The following is a 19,525-nucleotide window of genomic DNA, read 5'->3' as shown; positions in this document are numbered from 1 at the left end:
TTCAGAATAATTTATCTTGCCGTTTCATTGAAAAAAATAGACACATCAAATTTAAATATGAACTCAATTGAAACATCTAAAACTTTTGAAATCTCAATTAATTTAGAAACAGTTAAATCGACATCTCCTCTTTCAATTTTACCATAGCCACTAGGGCTCATTTTTAATTCAGCAGCCACAAACTCTCTGGTTAAGTTTTTTAATTCTCTTATTTTTCTGATATTTTCGTATACACTATATTTCATGAAAATAAAAAATTTTAGTAATTCTTATCTTGAATTACTATTGTAGTTAAAAAAAATTCGCTCTTCTTTCAATGTTATCAAAAAGTTAAATTTTAACCCTAAATAATATATTATTAATAACATTTTTGACCAAACAATCAATTTTGTCTTGCCAATTTTAAATTTCGCTCAAAAATATGCATTTTTCATAGTTTTAAATAATAAATCTGTCCAACGGATTTTAAAATCGATAAAATGCAATTACTCGCCTTCTATAACCAATTTAAGCCGTCTAAAAATTAAATTTAACCAGATAAAAACTACACTAACAGCGCATTACCAAACAAAGCCTTAATTATTAAGACTATAGAAAAAGGAAAAATCTTGCCAAAAACAAACTTTAGTTAAAAGGTGCACAAATACTTTTGAAATCAGTTTTTATAAACTACGAAAGTATCTGATTTTTTATTAGAAATCATTTGGGGTTTTTGATCAATAACAGCCAAATAACAGAAGAAGCAAGCCAATACGTCTAATAACTATAGAGTGCACAAGGGATATTTAAAACAAAAAAACTGACCAATAAATAAATTGATCAGTTAAGTTAGATGTATATCAAAAATTATAATGCTTATTGTGTTACTAAAAGCTGTGGATAAGGATTAGAAGTTGTATTTATAATTACGGTTGCCTTACCTTCTTTTACATTTACTAATAGCTTGCTAAGTGTGGCGTTTGACTTAAAATTACTATTCATAAATACTCCTGAATATTTACTGTTCCAATCTCCATCTATCACTAAAGAAGATACTGTACTTGTTACAGTAGAGTTTGTTATATAGGCATTTACAGGATTATATATAACAGATGAAAATAAGGTTGTTGCATCTGAAAAATTACATCCTTCAATATAGGAGTTAATAGATTTAATAGTTGAAGCTGTAGTACTGTTACTGTAAAAATTAGAATTATAGAGAGAGATATCTCCACTGCTTATAACTTGCTTTCCTGTAAAACCTGTAAAATCACAATTGGCAGCTATTGGATAATTATTTCCACCTAAAATAAGGGCGGATTGTCCTCCACTAAATTTACAATCTACCCAGGCATTTAAATTGTCTGCCCTTGTTGCTAACATAGAAACTGCTGTATTGCAATTTATAAACTGACTTCTGTAAAACATTGTTTTATCAACAAAGCTGGAATGATCAGAATCTCCGTTTACAAGAGGATCTTGAAAAAATCCTTTATTGCAATTTACAAAAGAAATATTATCAAAGAAATTATTATCAAAGCCCATCATTTTATCTAACTGAAAGCCATAATTCTGATCTCTAAATACTACATATTTTAACCATACAAAACTCATATGCTGTGTACCAAAGTTTTGTGATGAATAAACACCTACACTGCCGCCTTGCAGCGTCAAATGTGCCAATACAAAATTATCGTCCTGACCACCCGTAAGCGTTATTAAAGGAAAATCATCTTTCAAACCTACTATGGAAGTTTTTCCTGTACCCTTACCCATAATTCCATGAGCTCTGTCAAGAGGGACTTTTAAAGTAGAACTAATATAATAGACACCCTCAGGAAGTTGTGCGACTCCATTTGTATTTATTAAATTCTGAATATAAGTTGTACTATCTGGTTTACCTACTCTGTCAGATCTCCAATTTGCACCTGTCGGATCCGGTAATGTTTCCCATGCAGGTCGGCTCCAGGGCGTGTATTTATTTCCCAGAATAGAAGCACTAAGATTTGAAACTATTGTTGTATTAGTTATAGCAGTAGTTTGCTCAACATTATTATATTTTAGAGTGTTGGTATTATCTAAATTTCCCAAGAGATCATACCCGGTAACTGTTCCGCTCCCTCTTTTATATCCCCCTAAAGCAGCAATCATTATCATGTTAGTTCTCGGCGATATTACATCAAATTCTGTAGAAAGTTTTTTATTTAATATAGATACATTGGCAGCATCGATATCATAAGCTCCGGTTCGAACAGCAGAATATGAGTTACCACCTCCTAAATCTGTTATTTTAACATTGCCCATATTACTCGCCTTAAACATAGCTTTGGTTCCGTCTCCTGTAAGATTCCAGCCTTCTGCATCAATACCAACAAAAGTAGCCGATACTAAATTATTCAGCTCGCTTGTATCTCCATGAGGTGTTAGAAAATTGGTGTGCAAATTCACATTACCATAACTAGGAGTTGCGGTATTTCCTTTCATAGTCAAAACCGTCGTTAACCCTCCTGATTGGTGTTTTATAAATTTATTATTTCTAAAATAACCAGACTGGCTACAATCTATTAAAATATTACCACCGTAATTTATAAAGGTATTATTTGTAAACGTTGCATTTGTTGCCTTTAAAGTTGCCCATTTTATAGATTTAAAAGTACAATTAGAAATTACTCCTCCTGCCTGAAGCGTTATCGTTTTATCTTGTGGAAGTAAGTTTTCTAAAACCACTCCTGTACTTCCGGCTGTTATTGTAATATTAGATACTTTGGTTAATGATGGATAACCATAAAGCCTTTGATTGCTTTTCATGACAATATCTACTCCTGAATAATCCCCTTTTTCTAATCGTACAGCACCATGCAAGTCTAAAGCCGCCTGAATACTTGCTTTTTGAGCAATTGGTAACAAAAAAGCTTCAAAATATTTAATTTCTTCCAATTGATTATTTACTCCCGATGGTATTTCTGGAGTTTTTACGGGAGCATCGTCAATAGCATAATGATAGTTTTGTGAAAAAACTATAGTTGAAAAGAGTAAAAAAAATATTAAATGTTTCATTGTCCAGATATAATATAGGAATTTGTGCCCGTTTTTCTAAGAAAGCCAAACCTTACGTTTCCAGAAACACTGGTAAACTTTGCACTACCATTTGCTTTGTAGTTAATTGACACTCCTGAAGGGGCTAGTATGGTCAATACAGCACCGTTATGGGCTTCTAAATTAATAGTCTCCCCTATTAGCATACTACTAAAATTGGCGGTTAATGTTAATGTGGCTGATGTTGTACACTCTATTGTATTATTTACATCCGCAGCAGCAATGTTTCTTGAAGAAGTGAATGAAATAACGTTAGCTTTGGTAATTGGAGTAGTTACCCCTCCGGTTAATCTGTCGGCTGTTTTTGCATGTAAGGCATATGGCACACTCAAAAGCTGTGTAACTCCGGTAATATTATAATTCGCACCACCCTTTACATCAACTTGCGTTTCTATAAAATAAGGGCCTTTATCCCAGGCTATTTTACTAAAATTACCTATAGAAACAGTTCCCGTTCCAATTTCAAGAGAAACTAAACCATTGTTATTTGTAGTAGGAGAATGCGTTTCCTGATATACAGTTGTTCCGTTAACAGTACTTTGATGTATAATAACTTTAAGGCTAATTCTCGAATTCATGATCAGACTATTATCTTGTGCGCGAATAATTGCCTGATAACTCATTTTTTCAGGTGCTTGAGCAAGTACTGTAAAGGTAAAAGTCAAAAATAAAAGTATCGTAAGTGCAATTTTCATTATATTATTTTTTTAATATTTTAAAAGATTTATAAAGTTTGTTATCCACATATACCGTAAGTACATAAAGGGATGAACTAAAGTTGTTTAAGCTAATCTGGGTTTCAGCTTGAGTAATTACATTTTGCTTCAAAAGCCTGCCTTGTAAGTCATATAGACGATAGGATCTATTTGCGGCTTCCAGCTCATCGCCTTTCATACTTATATTGACAAAATCTGCCGTTGGGTTTGGGAAAACAAATATTTCTGTTGTAGGTTTTTCAATTTCTGGTGTACCAAGACTTTCATCATTTTCCTGATGCTGTATACCCTGAGCTACATTATAAACTGTTTGTACTCCTATATAAGTATAGAATACCTGGCCAATTGAATAAGTTACAGAACCAGAACTTCCTGTTGCATTACTACCAGATGTAATTATGGTTTCCATAATATCTTGTGTATTTTGACTATTTCCTTTAAAAGGAAAGAACAACAGCATAATTATGAGCAGATTAATAATTTTTAAATTTTGATACTTCACAGTTTTATAGGCTTATTATTTTACTGCAAAAATATTTATTTACAAAATAAAACCGATAAAACTGATTTTAATTCCGATAAACGACATTAAATGTAGTATTTTAATGACTATTTACCTACATTGAAAAAATCCTTTATAGCGTTCCTCTCTCTTTACTAAAAAATAATAATGAACCAGATCACACCTAATATGACAACTGTTATGTTTTCATGAAAATATATTGGTTGCTTCTTTTTTTACTTATTAGCATATCTGATTTCTTTAAAAATCTGAACAGCTATTACTAGATATTTACCTTCCAAAAAACATGTAAATAACTAAACGAAAGCAACTTATAAAAAAGTAAAATTAAACATTTTATTTCTGTCAAAATAAATACTGTCCTGTTCAAGGGTAAATTGGTCTCAACGAGGAATTATTGCCTTTTAAAACAAAAAACAGAAAGATAAATAGGTAAGATATTTACATACAAAAATCTTGCAATTGCAAAAAAGGAAAATTGGTCAACAAAATTGGTTTCGTAAACAACTTATCAGATTTAGTAAAATTACCCAAATCTAATTTAGAATATGTTATTCATAGATGGTAATAGCAATGATATGAATACAAGTATAAGCGAAAAAAAACTTTATTTCAAAAAAACATTAATAGCTAATTAACAGATACATACAAAATATTTTACATCAAAATTATTAGCCAAAAAAGAATTATAACTCCCACATCTATTTTTTAGATAAACAAACTATTTAGTAAAAAAAATACTCAGTTCTAAGTAATAAATTATAAATATCATGAGGTTAAACTCATCATATTATTTTGCCCAACTTTAATTTTAATAGCATTAAAATGAAAAGACTTAACAAAAATAATTTAGACAACAAGATAAGTTGGACTAAAATGACGTATCCTACAAGTGCGTTACATAACCTTTTTGCAGAGCAAGCTGCCATTTTCCCTAATTTAATAGCTCTTGAATTTGAAGATGAAAAGCTTACATATGGAGAATTATTAAAAAAGACAAACCAAATGGCTAATTATTTTCTGTCTCAGGGCTTATCCCCTGGGCAAATAGTTGCTGTTTCCATGGAGCGAAGTCCTAAATTAATTATCGCTCTCTTTGCCATTTTACAATGTGGTGCCTCATATTTACCATTAGATCCTAAATTTCCAATTGGACGTTTAGAATTTATGCTTGAAGATTCTGAGGCTAGTTTTTTGTTGACTACAAAATCACTTGTATCTTCATTGCCAATTTATTCCAAAACAATATTGGTCGAAAACGCGTTGTCAGTATTAGACAACTATCCTATTTCACCTGTTTTGCTTACTGTTGCTCAAGAGGCTGTTGCCTATATGATGTATACCTCCGGATCTACCGGAAAGCCCAAGGGAGTTACTGTAACTCATAAAAATTTAGTAAACTTCTTATTCAGCATGGCGATTGAGCCTGGCATAAATCCTGATGATAAATTACTGTCCATTACGACAATTTCTTTTGATATTGCAGGTCTCGAATTATTTCTACCCTTAATTAAAGGTGCTATAGTAGTTTTTGCTGATTACCAAACTACCCATGATGGGCAGCTTTTACTTCAGCTCTTGCAAAAAAAAGAAATTACAATACTTCAGGCTACACCAACTACATGGCAATTACTGCTTGATTCTGGCTGGGAAACACCGTTGAGGTTAAAAGCCCTTTGTGGCGGTGAAGCTATGCCTTTAAATTTGGCGCATCAGTTAACTGCAAGATGTGATTCTCTTTGGAATATGTACGGCCCGACAGAAACTACAATATGGTCAGCTATCAAGCAAATTAACGCCAAAGATGAATTAATTACAATTGGAGGACCTATTGCAAACACACAAATTTACTTATTAGATGAGCATGGGCAAGCTGTTGCCCCGGGAACAATTGGAGAAATAGTTATTGGTGGAGATGGTGTTGCTCAAGGTTATTGGAAACGTCCGGAACTTACAGCTGAAAAATTTATTCCAGATTCATTTTCAACAGAACCAAATGCTATTCTTTATCGTACCGGTGACTTGGGAAAATTATTACCGAATGGAGAATTTCAATGTTTGGGGCGCATAGATCACCAAGTAAAAATTAGAGGACATCGTATTGAATTAGGTGAAATTGAAACTGCCTTAAATAGTTTTCCAGGAATAAAACAGTCTGCAGTAATTGTAAGCAATTATTATGGAAATGAAGATAAACTTATAGCTTATTTTAAATCTAATGAACAACTAAAGGATGAAAAAATAATTCATGAGGCACTTTCAAAAATTTTACCAGAAATATTATTACCCTACAAATATATTTGGGTAGAGGATTTTCCAATAACACCAAACGGGAAAATTGATAAAAAGAGTTTACCAATTCCTGAATATACCAGACCAGACTCTGCTCCTCTATTTAAAAAACCTAATACACAATTAGAAAAAGATATTGCAAAGATCTGGAGCGAAGAATTAAAAATACCAAGTATAGGTATAGATGATGATTTTTTTGATATTGGAGGTAGTTCAGTATTGGCACAAAAAATTACTTCGGTATTGAGACAACGTTTATCGATTGAAGTACCTGTTTCAAAAATGTACATCTACCCTACAATTAGAGAGCTTTGTACAATTTTAGGAGAGGATAAAAATGGAGAAAAAAATAAGGAAGATTTGTTTGCCTTTAAAGAGACCAAAAACAAAACTGTTTCTGCAGACATTGCGGTAATTGGTATGGCTGGAAGATTCCCTGGTTCTGACTCAATGGAGGAATTATGGGAGAACTTAAAAAATGGAAAAGAGACAATATCTTATTTTACAAAAGATGAATTAGACATTAGTTTGCCTGAAAGTCTTCGTAAAGACCCACTTTATATAGGTGCTCGAGGGATTTTGTCTTCAGCCAAAACATTTGATGCCAATTTCTTTGGATTAAACCCACAACTTGCGGCCGCTATGGATCCGCAAATAAGAGTGTTTCTAGAAATTTCATTTGAGGCATTAGAGCAATCCGGACATCTTCCTAAACATTACAAAGGAAGTATTGGAGTATACTCAGGCAGTGAAATTAATACTTACTACGAAAATAATATATTTTCAAACAAAGAGCTAAAAAGTTCAATAGGCGAACTTCAGATCTATACTGTAAATGGAAAAGATTTTATTGCCCCCAGAACTTCATATCATTTAAATTTAAAAGGTCCTTCTGTTAGTGTGCATTCCGCTTGCTCGACTTCGTTATTAGCAGTTGCTGAAGCGGTAAAAGCAATAAGAACCGGAATGTGTGACGTTGCTCTCGCGGGCGGTTCCAGCGTAACTTCACCCATAAATAGTGGTCATCTTTATGATGATGGATTTATTAAAAGTCCAGATGGTTCTACAAGATCTTTTGAGGCTTCTGGAAAAGGTACCGTCTTTAGTGATGGCGCAGGAGTCGTTTTACTTAAAAGATTGGAAGAAGCTGAAAAAGACGGAGATATTATTTACGGAGTAATTAAAGGCGTTGGTGTAAATAACGACGGAGGAGACAAAGGCAGTTTTATGGCACCAAGCCCAAAAGGTCAGGCTGGAGCCATAATAAATGCATTCAATGACGCTCAAATATCGCCATCAACCATTACTTATATGGAAGCACATGGCACCGCAACTCCTATTGGCGATCCAATAGAAATAGAAGGACTTAAAATCGCTTATGGTAAACAAGAAAAAAATGGCTATTGTGCTTTGGGATCTATAAAAAGTAATATGGGTCATACCACTGCTGCTGCAGGTGCTGCAGGTCTAATAAAGACATTATTAGCAATGCGTCATAAGCAAATACCTCCAATGGTTAATTTCACGAAACCAAATCCAAATATAGATTTTGATAATAGCCCTTTTTACATCAATAATAAATTGATTGACTGGAATGCCGATGGTAAAAGAAGAGCTGGCGTGAGCTCATTTGGTATAGGAAGTACCAATGCACATGTTATTGTCGAAGAATATGAGATGAAACCTTTGCCACCTTCAACGACGCGACCACTTCAAATACTCATGTGGTCTGCTAAAAGCCAAAATAGTCTGCTGAGCTATGAAAATGAGCTGGGTAACTTTATTGATAAATCAAAAGATAATGATTTAGCAGACATAGCTTATTCATTGAGTGCAACGCGCGATGACTTTAACCATAGAAGCTTTTTAATAGCCAATACTGCAAGCGATGCAGCCGAAAAATTAATTTCTCTCAAAACAAAAAGCATTAAATCCGCACTATTAAAAAGTGCACCTGGCGAAATGGGATTTTTATTCCCGGGACAAGGAGCCCAATTTTTACAAATGGGTAAAACGCTTTATGATAACGAAGAAGTATATCGCAATGCGATAGATAAATGCGCTGAACTATTGATGGAAGATTTAAATTTAGATATACGTCATATAATCTATCCTGAAATTAACTCCGGTGAAGCGGAAGAACTTTTAAAAGATACTCGTTTAACGCAACCTGCTTTATTCGTTACCGAATATGCATTGTCTCAATTATGGATGAGTTGGGGAATAAAACCAACTTTTCTTTGTGGCCATAGTATTGGTGAATTTGCCGCAGCACATTTGGCAGGAATTATGAATTTAAAAGACGCTTTACACATCGTTGCGGTTAGAGGAAAATTAATCAGTGGACTCCCTGGCGGATCTATGCTGGCTGTACGAGTACCTATTGAGCAATTAAATGAAGTGCTTCCTGAAACACTTTCACTTGCGGCAATAAATTCAAATCAGTTTTGTGTGGTTTCGGGCACAAAAGAAGATATTACTGATTTTAATAAAAAACTTGATTCGCAAGATATTCCCAACAAAATACTCCTTACCAGCCATGCCTTTCACTCTTTTATGATGGATCCTATTTTAGAATCATTTAAAAATGAAGTAGAAAAAATAAAATTAAATATTCCTCGCTTACCTATTATCTCGACAGTAACGGGAACCTGGCTTTCAGATACAGAAGCCACAAGTGCAATCTATTGGGTGAACCACTTAAAAAATACGGTAAGATTTGCAGATGCAATGGATACTGCATTTGGTTTAGAGGATTATATATTATTAGAAGTTGGCCCTGGGCAAACTCTAATTACTTTAGCGCGTCAACAAGCTGTTGGTAAAGTCATACCAGCTTTTCCTAGTCTAACTTTTCCTAAGGATGAGCAAGAAAACGAATATTCTACTTTGTTAAACGCTTTAGGCGACTTATGGATTAGAGGTATAAAACCTGACTGGCATGCTTTTTACGATCAACAACAGAGACAAAAAATCAAATTACCGAGTTATGTTTTTGATCGCAAACCTTGTTGGATTGAACCTTTAAGTACAGTTGAGACAGTAGTAATTCAAAAAACTGCCGTTGCTGATATACCGGCAGTTTTAAATACACCTATAGCTTCAGTAGAAACCGATAGCGCTACCAAAACAAACAATTCAAGAAAAGATTCAGTACAATTTAAGATTTCAGAAATTATTAGGAACGCATCAGGAATAAGTTATGAATCTGATGCAGCATCAAATACTTTCTTAGAACTTGGACTTGATTCCTTATCTCTTACCCAATTGTCAGGCAAACTGAAAAAAGAGTTTGACTTACCAATTACTTTTAGACAACTTAACGAAGTTTTTTCAACACCATCTCTTTTAGCTGATTATATAGACCTTAACCTTCCTGAAGAGGATCTCAATGAATCTAAAAAAGAAATTGAAATCACTCCTAATGAAATCATTGAATCTAATATTTTAATAAATAAACCTCAATTATCTTCAATTGAAAATCAAATTTCATTAGAACAAATTGTTCAGCAAATACAGCTTTTGAGCCAAAAGATCGACCAATTACAAAATTATCGAAATACCACCTTAAATGGAAAATCTGCTCTTGGAAGTCTGAAAACAGAACTTTTAGATGCTGAAACTTTTAAACCCGACAAGGTCATTGAAACAAATGAAACCCTACAACCAGAAAAAACTTTTGATGTTTTGAAGATTGCTGATCAGCAATTTTTGGAGAACAAAATCGCAGATAAAAAGTATATCATAATGGCTAATGATCCACCTGTTAAGGGCGGAAAATTAGGGCGTGACGAAAACGGGAATCCAGCATGGTTTATAGAAGATTCTAATAAAAAAGGGAAGTTCATAAAAATACAGCTACTAGAATCTTGCAACCATGATTAATAATCAATTATTTTAAATTGTCACTTTACGAACTGTACAATTTCATTTAAAAATAGAATTATGATAGTAATGAAAAACAAACCTCAACCCCAAATTCAAACTAAAAATGAAATTCAATTTTTTCCATTTTCACCTGAGATTGAAAGAGTAATCTATTCAACAAATTCTCAACAGGAAATATGGTCAGATTGTATTTTTGGAAGTAGTGATGCCAATAAAGCATATAACTTATCAGTTTCGATTCAATTTAAGGGTAATTTAGTTATAGATACATTTGAGCAAGCACTAAAAACTTTAATACAACGTCATGAAGGACTTAGAGCTTCTTTCAGTCCAGACGGACACTTTATGTGCATTTATACCGGAGGTGATATTAAAATATCTTACAATAATTTTTCTAACCTAACCGCTATTGAAAAAGGAAAATATATAGATAGTGCAATCAAGGAAGAAGTTAATACTGTATTTGATCTTGTCAATGGTCCTCTGTTCAGAGTTAGCGTAATTAATGTCGACGATTTTGAATATTTAGTCACCCTTACAATTCACCATATTATAGGTGACGGACTCAGTATCGATATAATGTTAGAAGAACTCGGCACAATTTATTCAGCGTATATTGAAAATACAGTACCGGAACTTCCAGCTCCAGAGCGATTCAGTGATTTTGCCGAAAAAATAAATTCTTTTATGGAAAGTACTGAATATCAAAATTTAGAAGATTTTTGGCTAAATATCTATAAAGAATCGGTTCCAACAATTGAACTACCATTAGATTATGAAAGACCTTTATTACGAACATATAATAGTGCTCGCCTGGATTTTCCTTTAGATGATAAAATAATAACCTCACTAAAAAATATAGGAATAAATGCCGGTTGTAGTTTGGTGACGACAATGCTAGCAGCCTTTGAGGTCTTTTTATGTAAAATTACTGGTCAGCACGATTTGGTAGTAGGATTCCCTTCCTCAGGAAATACATTGTATGATATGCGACAGCTGATTGGAGATTGTGTTAATTTACTTCCGTTACGAAGTAAAATTAATCCTGACATTAGCTTTTTAGACTATCTAAAGCAAAGAAATTCTCAGTTGTTTGATGCATATGAACATCAACAAGTTAGTTTTGGTCATCTTCTTAAGAGTTTTGCAATTCGCAGAGACCCTTCAAGAATTCCGTTAGTTCCGGTTATACTAACAGTTGATTTGAGTCGGACTATCGAAAATGAATTTTCATTTAAGGGTCTTGCTCACGATTTAAACCTGAATCCGAGAGAATATGGAACCTTCGAAATTCAGCTTCATATTTTTAAATCTAAAAATGGACCTATATTTCAATGGACCTATAATACTACATTATTCAAACCAGAAAAAATAACTCAAATGATGCTTTCATTTGAAGAGATAATGCATAAACTAATATCAGGTTCAGACAATCCTTTATCAGATTTACTCGGAGGCAATTATTTAGCAGATTACGACATTCTGAATAGTACTGAAATGCCATATCCAAATGTAACTTTGACAGAGTTACTTAAAAAACAAGCAGAAATTACACCTCAGAATACAGCCTTAGAATTTCATGATTCAAAAACTACTTACACCGAGTTACATGAAAAAGTGAACCAGTTAGCACATTATTTAAAAGCGCAGGGAATACAATCTGGTGATTTTATTGCTGTTTCTTTTTCACGAAGCCCGGAACTGCTTTACACTTTATTAGCCGTTTTACAATGCGGCGCGGCTTATATACCATTGGATCCCGAATATCCAAAAGAACGTTTAGAGTTTATGCTTAATGATTCTGATGCAAAGATGTTAATAACCAGTAAAACTTTATTTGCATCCTTACCGTCTTGGTCGCATACTATTTTTATAGAAGATGCTATTGATTTATTAAACCAATATTCTTCTTTACCGCTTGCTTTTACCGTAAGTTCCAATAATGTTGCTTATATACTGTATACATCCGGATCAACCGGCAACCCAAAAGGAGTTCCTATCACACATAAAAATTTGGTTAACTTTCTTTTGAGTATGGCCTTAGAACCTGGTATTAACGAAAATGACAGGGTATTATCTATCACCACTATCTCCTTTGATATTGCAGGATTAGAATTGTATTTGCCACTTATTAAAGGCGCAACATTAATAATAGCAGACCACGAAACAGCTAGAGATGGAAGACTTTTACTTGAATTAATAAAAAAAGGAAACATCAATTTTCTGCAAGCGACTCCCACAACATGGTCAATGCTTTTAGACTCTGGTTGGTCTGAACCTTTACCGCTTAAAGCTTTATGCGGTGGTGAAGCTATGCCCGAAGATCTCGCCAAAGAGCTTGTAAGTAAATGCCATACGCTTTGGAATGTTTATGGTCCAACCGAAACTACCATTTGGTCATCTGTAAAACAAATAAGTACTGATGATACAGCAATAACAATTGGAAAACCTATTGCAAATACACAATTTTACATCATTGACGAGCAAGGACAACTTGCCGCACCAGGAAAGATTGGGGAAATTGTAATAGGTGGCGACGGTGTTGCAAAAGGCTACTGGAAAAGACCAGAACTTACATCGGAAAAATTTATTAAAAATAAATTTTCTGCCGGCAAAAACGATATAATTTATCGTACAGGTGATTTAGGAAAAATACTTCCAAACAACGAAATAGAATGCTTAGGGCGTCTCGATCAACAAGTTAAAATTAGAGGACATCGTATCGAACCAGGAGAAGTAGAACAAGCACTACTATTACTTGATGGTATAAAATATGCCGTTGTATTAGCTGACGAAAATTTTCTTGTAGCACATATTGTACCTCATTCCAGTGAAGAAAGTAGCGAAAATCTGATACCTATATGGCGCGAAGCTTTGGCATCAAAATTACCGTCACAATTAATTCCACATAATTTTAATTTAATAGATAAAATGCCAACAACGCTTAATGGCAAAATAGACCGTAAAGCATTATCCAATTATAAAGTAAATAAAAAAGCTAAATATACTGCTCCCCGAACAGAGGAAGAAAATATAGTTGCAGCTATTTGGAAAGAAAGCTTAAACATACAGAACATCGATATTTTTAGCGATTTCTTCGAGATGGGAGGACATTCAATCAAGGGAGTAAAAGTTATGATTGAAATAGAGAGACACACTGGCAAGCGAATTCCGTTGTCTGCTTTATTCAAATATTCAACAGTAGAAAAATTTGCTAAGCTACTAAACACAGGAACCGAAATTTATGCAGAATGCTTAGTCCCAATAAAACCTGATGGGAACAAAGTACCACTTTTTATCGTACACGGAGCAGGACTTAATGTTTTAAACTTTATCAATTTAAGTAAACACTTTGATGAGGATCAACCTATTTATGGTATTCAGGGCACAAAACCGAAAGGTTTTGATGGATGGTATGAATCAATTGAAGCTATGGCAACACATTACATAAATGCCATCATAAAAGTAAACCCAAAGGGACCATACGCCTTAGCAGGTTTTTCTTTTGGTGGCATTGTTGCCTTCGAAATGACGCGTCAGTTAAAAGAACAAGGCAAAACAGTGACCCTAACGGCACTACTCGACTCTTATGTTGATTCTTCTTATTATTATGGAAGTTACAGACGAAAACAATTAGTCAGATACTTTGATATTACGCACAGAAGATTAGACTTTCTAAAAGAAATGTTATTGAGCTGGAAGGGTTTTAAAATGCGCTTTAATGGAAAAAAAGATTATATCTTAAAAAGACATTTTGGTAAGAACGACACGATGAGTGAACAAGAAGCTTTGGCCTTTAAACAATTTATAGAAGCTGATAGTTTAGTTAAAAAAATTGTTGATCGCTATCACCTTAAACCACAAAACTTTGAAGTTGATTTATTTCGATCAAAAGATGATATTAACTATAAATTAGACCCTACACATTTAGGATGGAAAAAAGCGGCATTAAAGGGCGTGACAATTCATAATATCTCCGGTAATCATTTAGAAATTGTAGCACCACCAAATGATAGAGTATTGGCACGACTAATTCAGGATATTTTAGATAAAAAACATGAAAACATCTAGGCTCTATATTTCTTTTTCAAATATCAAGAGCGTTAAATTATTCTCTGGTAAGGAATACTCATTAAATACTAATGATATAATTATTTACTGTATTTATTTACCTGACTTCATCGATTTAAAATCTGATTTGTATAAGTTCCTTAATTCAATAGAAATTAAAAAAGCAAAACGCTTTTACAAAGAAATAGACAGAAACCGATTTATTACTTACAGATCGATTTTAAAAATAATTTTAGGAGCCTATACTAAATTAGCCGTAAAAAATATTTACCTTGATTATGATTTTAATAAAAAACCATATTTAGCATCGCATCCTTGGTTACATTTCAATATCTCACATTCCGAAAACTTTGCTATAATTGCAATTTCACTTAAAAAAGTTGGAATAGATATTGAATACCTGTCTGAAGATTTTAAATTCACAAATCTGCTTCCTGATATTTTTGATGAAAACGAAAGGTTAACGATTCAAAATGCTACTGACAAAAAAAAAACCTTTTACAGTTTATGGACACGCAAAGAATCTTTTGTAAAAGCATTAGGAAAAGGTATTGATGAAGATTTTAAACATATTCCATGTTTAGATGGACATCATAGCGTAGACTTCAGTCTAATTAAAAATACTCAAAACTGGCAGGTGTATAGTTTTGATCTTTCGGATCACTATTTGGGAGCTATAGCTTTTGAAGGTTTGTCATCATCTTATAATAACTTAGAAATGTACAACATACCAAATACTATGACAGATTTAATGAAGCTGATTCCAATTAAATAATTTATCCGTTTAGAAAAACTGCTTTATATAAAACATGTTTTCCTTTTCAAATTTTGGTGTTAGTAAGTTTGCATTAATCACGCTGATAGTTATCTTAATATGTTTTATGATTTTTTTGAAAAAATAGAGGGAAATCCTTTTTTATTGCCATTTGCTGACCAAATCAAAAGATATAGTTATTGTGTTTATGGTGTTGACTATTTACTATCAAATTAATCACTGAACATAATAAGGTATACTGTACAAACATCTTACCGGATTTCCATCTTTGAGTGCCGGAATCCAGTTTGGGGATAATTTTAAAACCCTTTCTAATTCTTCACCTGAACCATAACCAATATCTCGAAGAATTTTTATTTCAGACAAACTGCCATCTTTTTCAATTTTTATATTTACAAAAACTCCGCCTCTTGAAGCTTCATCTTCAGTTAATTCTTCCGGAATAACGTAATTCTTCTTTAAAAAAACATGCAACTTTTCTATACCTCCTGGAAATTTAGGCAAAGCTTCTACCTCAGATGCATTATAAACTTTAGTATCTTCTGGCTTATTATCGTGAGGCTTTTCCGATTTTATTGTTTTTTGAGGTACAGTCTTTTCGATATTTTTAGTTGTAGGTTCAGCCACTACCGAAACATTATTGTTTTGACAACTAAATAACAGTAAAAAATTAGTGGCTACTAAAAAATTTCTTATCATAGTTTTTCATTTAATGGAGAGACTTTTGTATTTCAACTCTTTTAGAAAAGTAAAAAAACAACATTTATTCCATTACAGTATCAAGAAAACAAAATCTTTAAAGTAAATTTCTGCACTGCTCAATTCTTAATGAAACTATTTCTCTAAATCTTGCATAAAATCTTTTTTTAATTGGGTCATAGTTCACTGAAATTTAATACACTAATGGGAATTACGTAACGAGTAACCTTTAAAGTATAACAAACAGATTTAAGTTGCTACTACCTTTACGAAAAATAAAAGCTGCCATGGAAAACTTAACTATTCAAACTCAGAAAATTAAAAAATGTCCTTATCAGGTTATGGCTTACGGTGAAAATAAGTGTGATGTAGCCTACCGCACTCCATATAAGGGAGACTGGGGACATTGGGACGAACCTACTGAAGATTCACTGCCTACTATAAACAAAGAGGATACTGAAATGGTTATGAATTAATAAGTTAAGCTTCGTGAAATTCGGAACAACATGTTCACTACTTATAAAAAATAAAAAAACCTATTTTATAATAAAATAGGTTTTTTTTATTGTCTTGTTTTTGATGACACCTTTCAAACGTGATAGATTAAAACTTCAGAGCACTATATTAATACTTCGTCCATTTGCTTTATAATTAATAATAAACATAAAGCATAATTTTTGAATTAGAACTGTCGATAATTTTCTCCAGCCTTTTAAAAAACATTTCGTTTACCATTGGGCAGCCGTGGCTATTGCTGATATAATAATCCTGCTCCTCGTAGGGTACAGCCGAATACTGGTGCAGCACTACAGCTCTTTTTAAGGCATTGCTGTTGGAATCATCCAGTCCGTTAAGTCTGTAGGCTTTTCCGAAAATACCTGTATAGGATTTCTCAATCGAATATCTGCCAAGGGAAGTGCAATTTGAATTGGGAGTATTGCTGAATTTCAATTCTCCTCTTATTCCGGTCTCCGACCCACTGCCATGGGCTACAAGACCCTGGTCTAATATTTTGTTATTTTGAAGATCGTAAACAAAAAAACGGTTCTTGCCCGATTTAATTTTCATGTCTACCAAAAATGCAATCTTAGTATTATAACGGCCATTATTGGTTAATACCGATTTGATCTCGCTAACGTGATCAGCAAGCCTTACATACTCGAGCTCCGATAATGCTTCTTTTTTATCCGTTGCATTGTAAGTGGAAAAGGAACTCAGAGAAACAAACAAAACCATAAAAAATATTTTCATACGCTGTACAAAATTGAATTAAGTAAATTGAGATTTGGGAAACTGTAAAACTTAAACTTTCATTTTCTGATGTTGCAAAAATATGTAGATATTTTATATAATTCCCCTGTTTACTCTGTTAAATATTTTATAAATAACTGATTTACTGAATTTTATAAAATTAATAATTTCTAAGAAGCAAAAAAATGCAAAAGTCAATCCCGAAGGCCTTCGGGATTGCACAGCTTTTCATGAAAAAGACTTCGGAGAGCGAGGGTGATCGGGACTATTTTTGGGTATTAGTCTTTTGTAAATAAGAGCGATAAGCGATAACATTTTTCACATCATCGCAATAAATCATAACAATCTGTAATATAGTTATTTATAAAATTAATATTCGTAAATTGCTTCATAATTTAAACCTGTTTTTTCTAAAAATTAAAAATCAACATTATGAAAAAGTACATTTTAATTCTAGGTTTTATGTTTTCAATAGCTTCATTTTCACAAAACATTACATCAAAAAGTGAGAATGCAAGCGCGGCACAATATGATTTGCTAAAAAAAGTAAATGAATATTATCCTGATATAAGCTTAAGTGATAAGGTGGTCAATTTTTACGTCGGTGATAAAATAATTGACACCAAACAGGAATTTGCTATAAAAAACACAGAATTTACCAGTTACGAACTGAGTATTAGTCCTGATAACAAAAGGGTAGTATTTAATTTTGTGTCAGAAAAAAGTGGAAAAATTTATGGTGCTGTTGTTCTAGTTAAGGGCAGTTATGTAAGAACAACTTTTAATGAAAATTTAGGGCTGGTTGATGTAATGGTGAATGGTAAATCCGCTTGTATACAAAACATAAAATAAAATCTTGACAAATACAAACCGGCTGATTTTACTTGGTCGGTTTGTAAAAGTATCAAATTTGAAAGGTTAAACTTTGGCACATCAAGTATATAGTCATCTCATTTCAATAACATTCTTTCCGTAATTGTTTTATTTGAAGAAACATCGATTCCGGTAACTTCGGCATACTTTACATTGGGTAACCAAAAAGAACCGCCTTCAATGCGCACAAATATTTTTTCTACCTGAATTTTTTTCTGATTTACACTTACAAAAACATGATACTTTTGGTCTGAATCTACCTTTTTCAAGGTTAAGGGTAACTTTTTATATGATACAAATTGAAGCTCAAACTCCTCATTATTTAAGGATTTACTTTCTATTCCGTAGGCAAATTTTCGTTGTATATAATTGAAATCTGCTTTTTCTCCTTTCTCAGCATAGCGAATCCAATAGGCTTTTATAGGATTGCTTTTGCTTATTTTTCCGTTTTCCTGGTAGTTTAGGGCGTAAATAGCAGTGTTTGTATTGGGGTCTCGCTGAACGTAAAACAGCATATTATCAATGTTTTTAGGTGTTGGAAAATGTAATGGCGATGGATTTTTGGATTGGGCCGATAGATTTCCAGAAATTATATTTACTAAGATCGTTATAACGATTAGTGATTTTGTAAAATAGTTAAATGGGAATTTATTCATAAATGGAATTTTTATATGGCGTGTTGGATGTCACTGTTTCGACGCAGGGGACTCGAGCTATAGCGAACAGACGAAGTAAATCTCCGTAAGCAACTCCAATCTTTGTCGAGCTTCTCGCGAAGATTTCTCCTGCGTCGAAATGACAATATTGTGTTTAAACTTTGCGTCTTAGCGCCTTTGCGAGATTAATTTTATTTTCTAAAAGCTTAACTTAATGACATTGCCAGAAGCGTCAGGACTATGTGTTAAATTACTTTTTTTTTAACTACACGAATTAATTTGATTCCACTACATTCTCTTTTTCGTTAACCTTAAATACCCAATATTTTATCAGTGGATAATTAAAGCCATAAGAAACAAAACTATCGATAATTAATCTTCCGATTCTATAATCGATTTGAAATGTTTTTTGCAAAATAAGCGTACCAAATGATTTTAAGGAAATGCTTCCCAAAACCACCAACGCGAATTTAAAAAGCTGACTGTTAATGGGACTAACATAACCAGATTGATTTTTAAATACCCAAAATCTATTGATGCTAAAATTGATAACGGCACCAACGGTTCCGGAGATTAGAATAGAAAAGGTAAAATGCAGTTTGAATACTTCTGTCAATAAAATCATCAAACCATAATCGGTAAGGCCTCCTAAAAATGCTGCAACTTGTGCTTGTAGAAAAGTGAAAATGGATTTTTTACTGAACAT

At 33.0% G+C, this 19,525-nt stretch carries 13 protein-coding genes; 5 read left to right on the top strand and 8 right to left on the bottom strand.

The features are described from left to right. Positions 1-11 precede the first annotated feature (11 nt). The 4 genes from IRZ99_RS03575 to IRZ99_RS03560 form a co-directional block, all read right to left on the bottom strand. Entirely contained in the window at positions 12-245 is a 234-nt protein-coding gene (locus tag IRZ99_RS03575) for a helix-turn-helix domain-containing protein (protein WP_194655957.1), read from the bottom strand. Between the two features lie 610 nt (positions 246-855). Continuing rightward, entirely contained in the window at positions 856-3,036 is a 2,181-nt protein-coding gene (locus tag IRZ99_RS03570; protein ID WP_194655956.1) for a hypothetical protein, read from the bottom strand. After that, the gene (locus tag IRZ99_RS03565; protein ID WP_194655955.1) at positions 3,033-3,770 is read right to left on the bottom strand and encodes a hypothetical protein; all 738 of its coding nucleotides are present in this window, start codon (positions 3,768-3,770) and stop codon (positions 3,033-3,035) included. The genes IRZ99_RS03570 and IRZ99_RS03565 overlap by 4 nt, the downstream gene beginning before the upstream one ends. 4 nt (positions 3,771-3,774) lie before the next feature. Next, a complete protein-coding gene (locus IRZ99_RS03560; RefSeq protein WP_194655954.1) occupies positions 3,775-4,200 on the bottom strand; it encodes a T9SS type A sorting domain-containing protein in 426 nt (141 codons plus the stop codon). A 939-nt stretch (positions 4,201-5,139) separates the two neighbouring features. Here IRZ99_RS03560 and IRZ99_RS03555 point away from each other — a divergent pair. Genes IRZ99_RS03555 through IRZ99_RS03545 form a run of 3 tightly spaced genes read left to right on the top strand, consistent with a single transcriptional unit; the run spans position 5,140 to position 15,340 of the window. After that, positions 5,140-10,491 (top strand): polyketide synthase, encoded by a 5,352-nt coding sequence (locus IRZ99_RS03555; protein ID WP_194655953.1) that lies wholly within the window; start codon positions 5,140-5,142, stop codon positions 10,489-10,491. Positions 10,492-10,551: 60 nt separating this feature from the next. Continuing rightward, positions 10,552-14,565 carry a non-ribosomal peptide synthetase gene (locus IRZ99_RS03550; RefSeq protein WP_194655952.1) on the top strand — a complete coding sequence of 1,338 codons (4,014 nt, stop codon included), beginning with the start codon at positions 10,552-10,554 and terminating at the stop codon, positions 14,563-14,565. Beyond that, entirely contained in the window at positions 14,552-15,340 is a 789-nt protein-coding gene (locus IRZ99_RS03545) for a 4'-phosphopantetheinyl transferase superfamily protein (RefSeq protein ID WP_194655951.1), read from the top strand. Before IRZ99_RS03550 ends, IRZ99_RS03545 begins: the two co-directional genes overlap by 14 nt. Before the next feature lie 216 nt (positions 15,341-15,556). Here the strand turns inward: IRZ99_RS03545 and IRZ99_RS03540 are convergent, their stop codons facing one another. Further along, the gene (locus IRZ99_RS03540; protein ID WP_194655950.1) at positions 15,557-16,039 is read right to left on the bottom strand and encodes an energy transducer TonB; all 483 of its coding nucleotides are present in this window, start codon (positions 16,037-16,039) and stop codon (positions 15,557-15,559) included. A 254-nt stretch (positions 16,040-16,293) separates the two neighbouring features. Here IRZ99_RS03540 and IRZ99_RS03535 point away from each other — a divergent pair, with 254 nt between their 5' ends. Then, on the top strand, positions 16,294-16,515 hold the full coding sequence (locus tag IRZ99_RS03535) for a hypothetical protein (protein ID WP_194655949.1): 222 nt from the start codon (positions 16,294-16,296) through the stop codon (positions 16,513-16,515). A 175-nt stretch (positions 16,516-16,690) separates the two neighbouring features. Here the strand turns inward: IRZ99_RS03535 and IRZ99_RS03530 are convergent, their stop codons facing one another. After that, positions 16,691-17,290 (bottom strand): murein L,D-transpeptidase catalytic domain-containing protein, encoded by a 600-nt coding sequence (locus tag IRZ99_RS03530; RefSeq protein ID WP_194655948.1) that lies wholly within the window; start codon positions 17,288-17,290, stop codon positions 16,691-16,693. Between the two features lie 432 nt (positions 17,291-17,722). On the opposite strand from IRZ99_RS03530, the gene IRZ99_RS03525 reads away from it, so the two are divergent. Beyond that, positions 17,723-18,142: a hypothetical protein gene (locus IRZ99_RS03525; protein ID WP_194655947.1), complete on the top strand. Its 420-nt coding sequence runs from the start codon at positions 17,723-17,725 to the stop codon at positions 18,140-18,142. A gap of 98 nt (positions 18,143-18,240) precedes the next feature. Here IRZ99_RS03525 and IRZ99_RS03520 read toward each other — a convergent pair whose 3' ends face one another. Together IRZ99_RS03520 and IRZ99_RS03515 are read right to left on the bottom strand one after the other, a co-directional pair. Then, positions 18,241-18,819 carry a DUF4833 domain-containing protein gene (locus tag IRZ99_RS03520; RefSeq protein ID WP_194655946.1) on the bottom strand — a complete coding sequence of 193 codons (579 nt, stop codon included), beginning with the start codon at positions 18,817-18,819 and terminating at the stop codon, positions 18,241-18,243. A 274-nt stretch (positions 18,820-19,093) separates the two neighbouring features. Beyond that, the gene (locus IRZ99_RS03515) at positions 19,094-19,525 is read right to left on the bottom strand and encodes a GtrA family protein (protein ID WP_194655945.1); all 432 of its coding nucleotides are present in this window, start codon (positions 19,523-19,525) and stop codon (positions 19,094-19,096) included.

The sequence above is a fragment of the Flavobacterium sp. LC2016-12 genome, from assembly GCF_015351595.1.
GTDB lineage: Bacteria > Bacteroidota > Bacteroidia > Flavobacteriales > Flavobacteriaceae > Flavobacterium.
The sequence above is the reverse complement of the archived record's forward strand: the minus strand, read 5'-3'. Positions and strand labels throughout refer to the sequence as shown.

Bases quoted from the DNA above. Each gene is read 5' to 3' on its own strand.
- IRZ99_RS03570 (WP_194655956.1), bottom strand. From the start codon at position 3,036: ATGAAACATTTAATATTTTTTTTACTCTTTTCAACTATAGTTTTTTCA.
- IRZ99_RS03560 (WP_194655954.1), bottom strand. From the start codon at position 4,200: ATGGAAACCATAATTACATCTGGTAGTAATGCAACAGGAAGTTCTGGT.
- IRZ99_RS03530 (WP_194655948.1), bottom strand. From the start codon at position 17,290: ATGAAAATATTTTTTATGGTTTTGTTTGTTTCTCTGAGTTCCTTTTCC.
- IRZ99_RS03525 (WP_194655947.1), top strand. From the start codon at position 17,723: ATGAAAAAGTACATTTTAATTCTAGGTTTTATGTTTTCAATAGCTTCA.
- IRZ99_RS03545 (WP_194655951.1), top strand. From the start codon at position 14,552: ATGAAAACATCTAGGCTCTATATTTCTTTTTCAAATATCAAGAGCGTT.
- IRZ99_RS03550 (WP_194655952.1), top strand. From the start codon at position 10,552: ATGATAGTAATGAAAAACAAACCTCAACCCCAAATTCAAACTAAAAAT.
- IRZ99_RS03520 (WP_194655946.1), bottom strand. From the start codon at position 18,819: ATGAATAAATTCCCATTTAACTATTTTACAAAATCACTAATCGTTATA.
- IRZ99_RS03540 (WP_194655950.1), bottom strand. From the start codon at position 16,039: ATGATAAGAAATTTTTTAGTAGCCACTAATTTTTTACTGTTATTTAGT.
- IRZ99_RS03565 (WP_194655955.1), bottom strand. From the start codon at position 3,770: ATGAAAATTGCACTTACGATACTTTTATTTTTGACTTTTACCTTTACA.
- IRZ99_RS03575 (WP_194655957.1), bottom strand. From the start codon at position 245: ATGAAATATAGTGTATACGAAAATATCAGAAAAATAAGAGAATTAAAA.
- IRZ99_RS03555 (WP_194655953.1), top strand. From the start codon at position 5,140: ATGAAAAGACTTAACAAAAATAATTTAGACAACAAGATAAGTTGGACT.
- IRZ99_RS03515 (WP_194655945.1), bottom strand. From the start codon at position 19,525: ATGTTCAGTAAAAAATCCATTTTCACTTTTCTACAAGCACAAGTTGCA.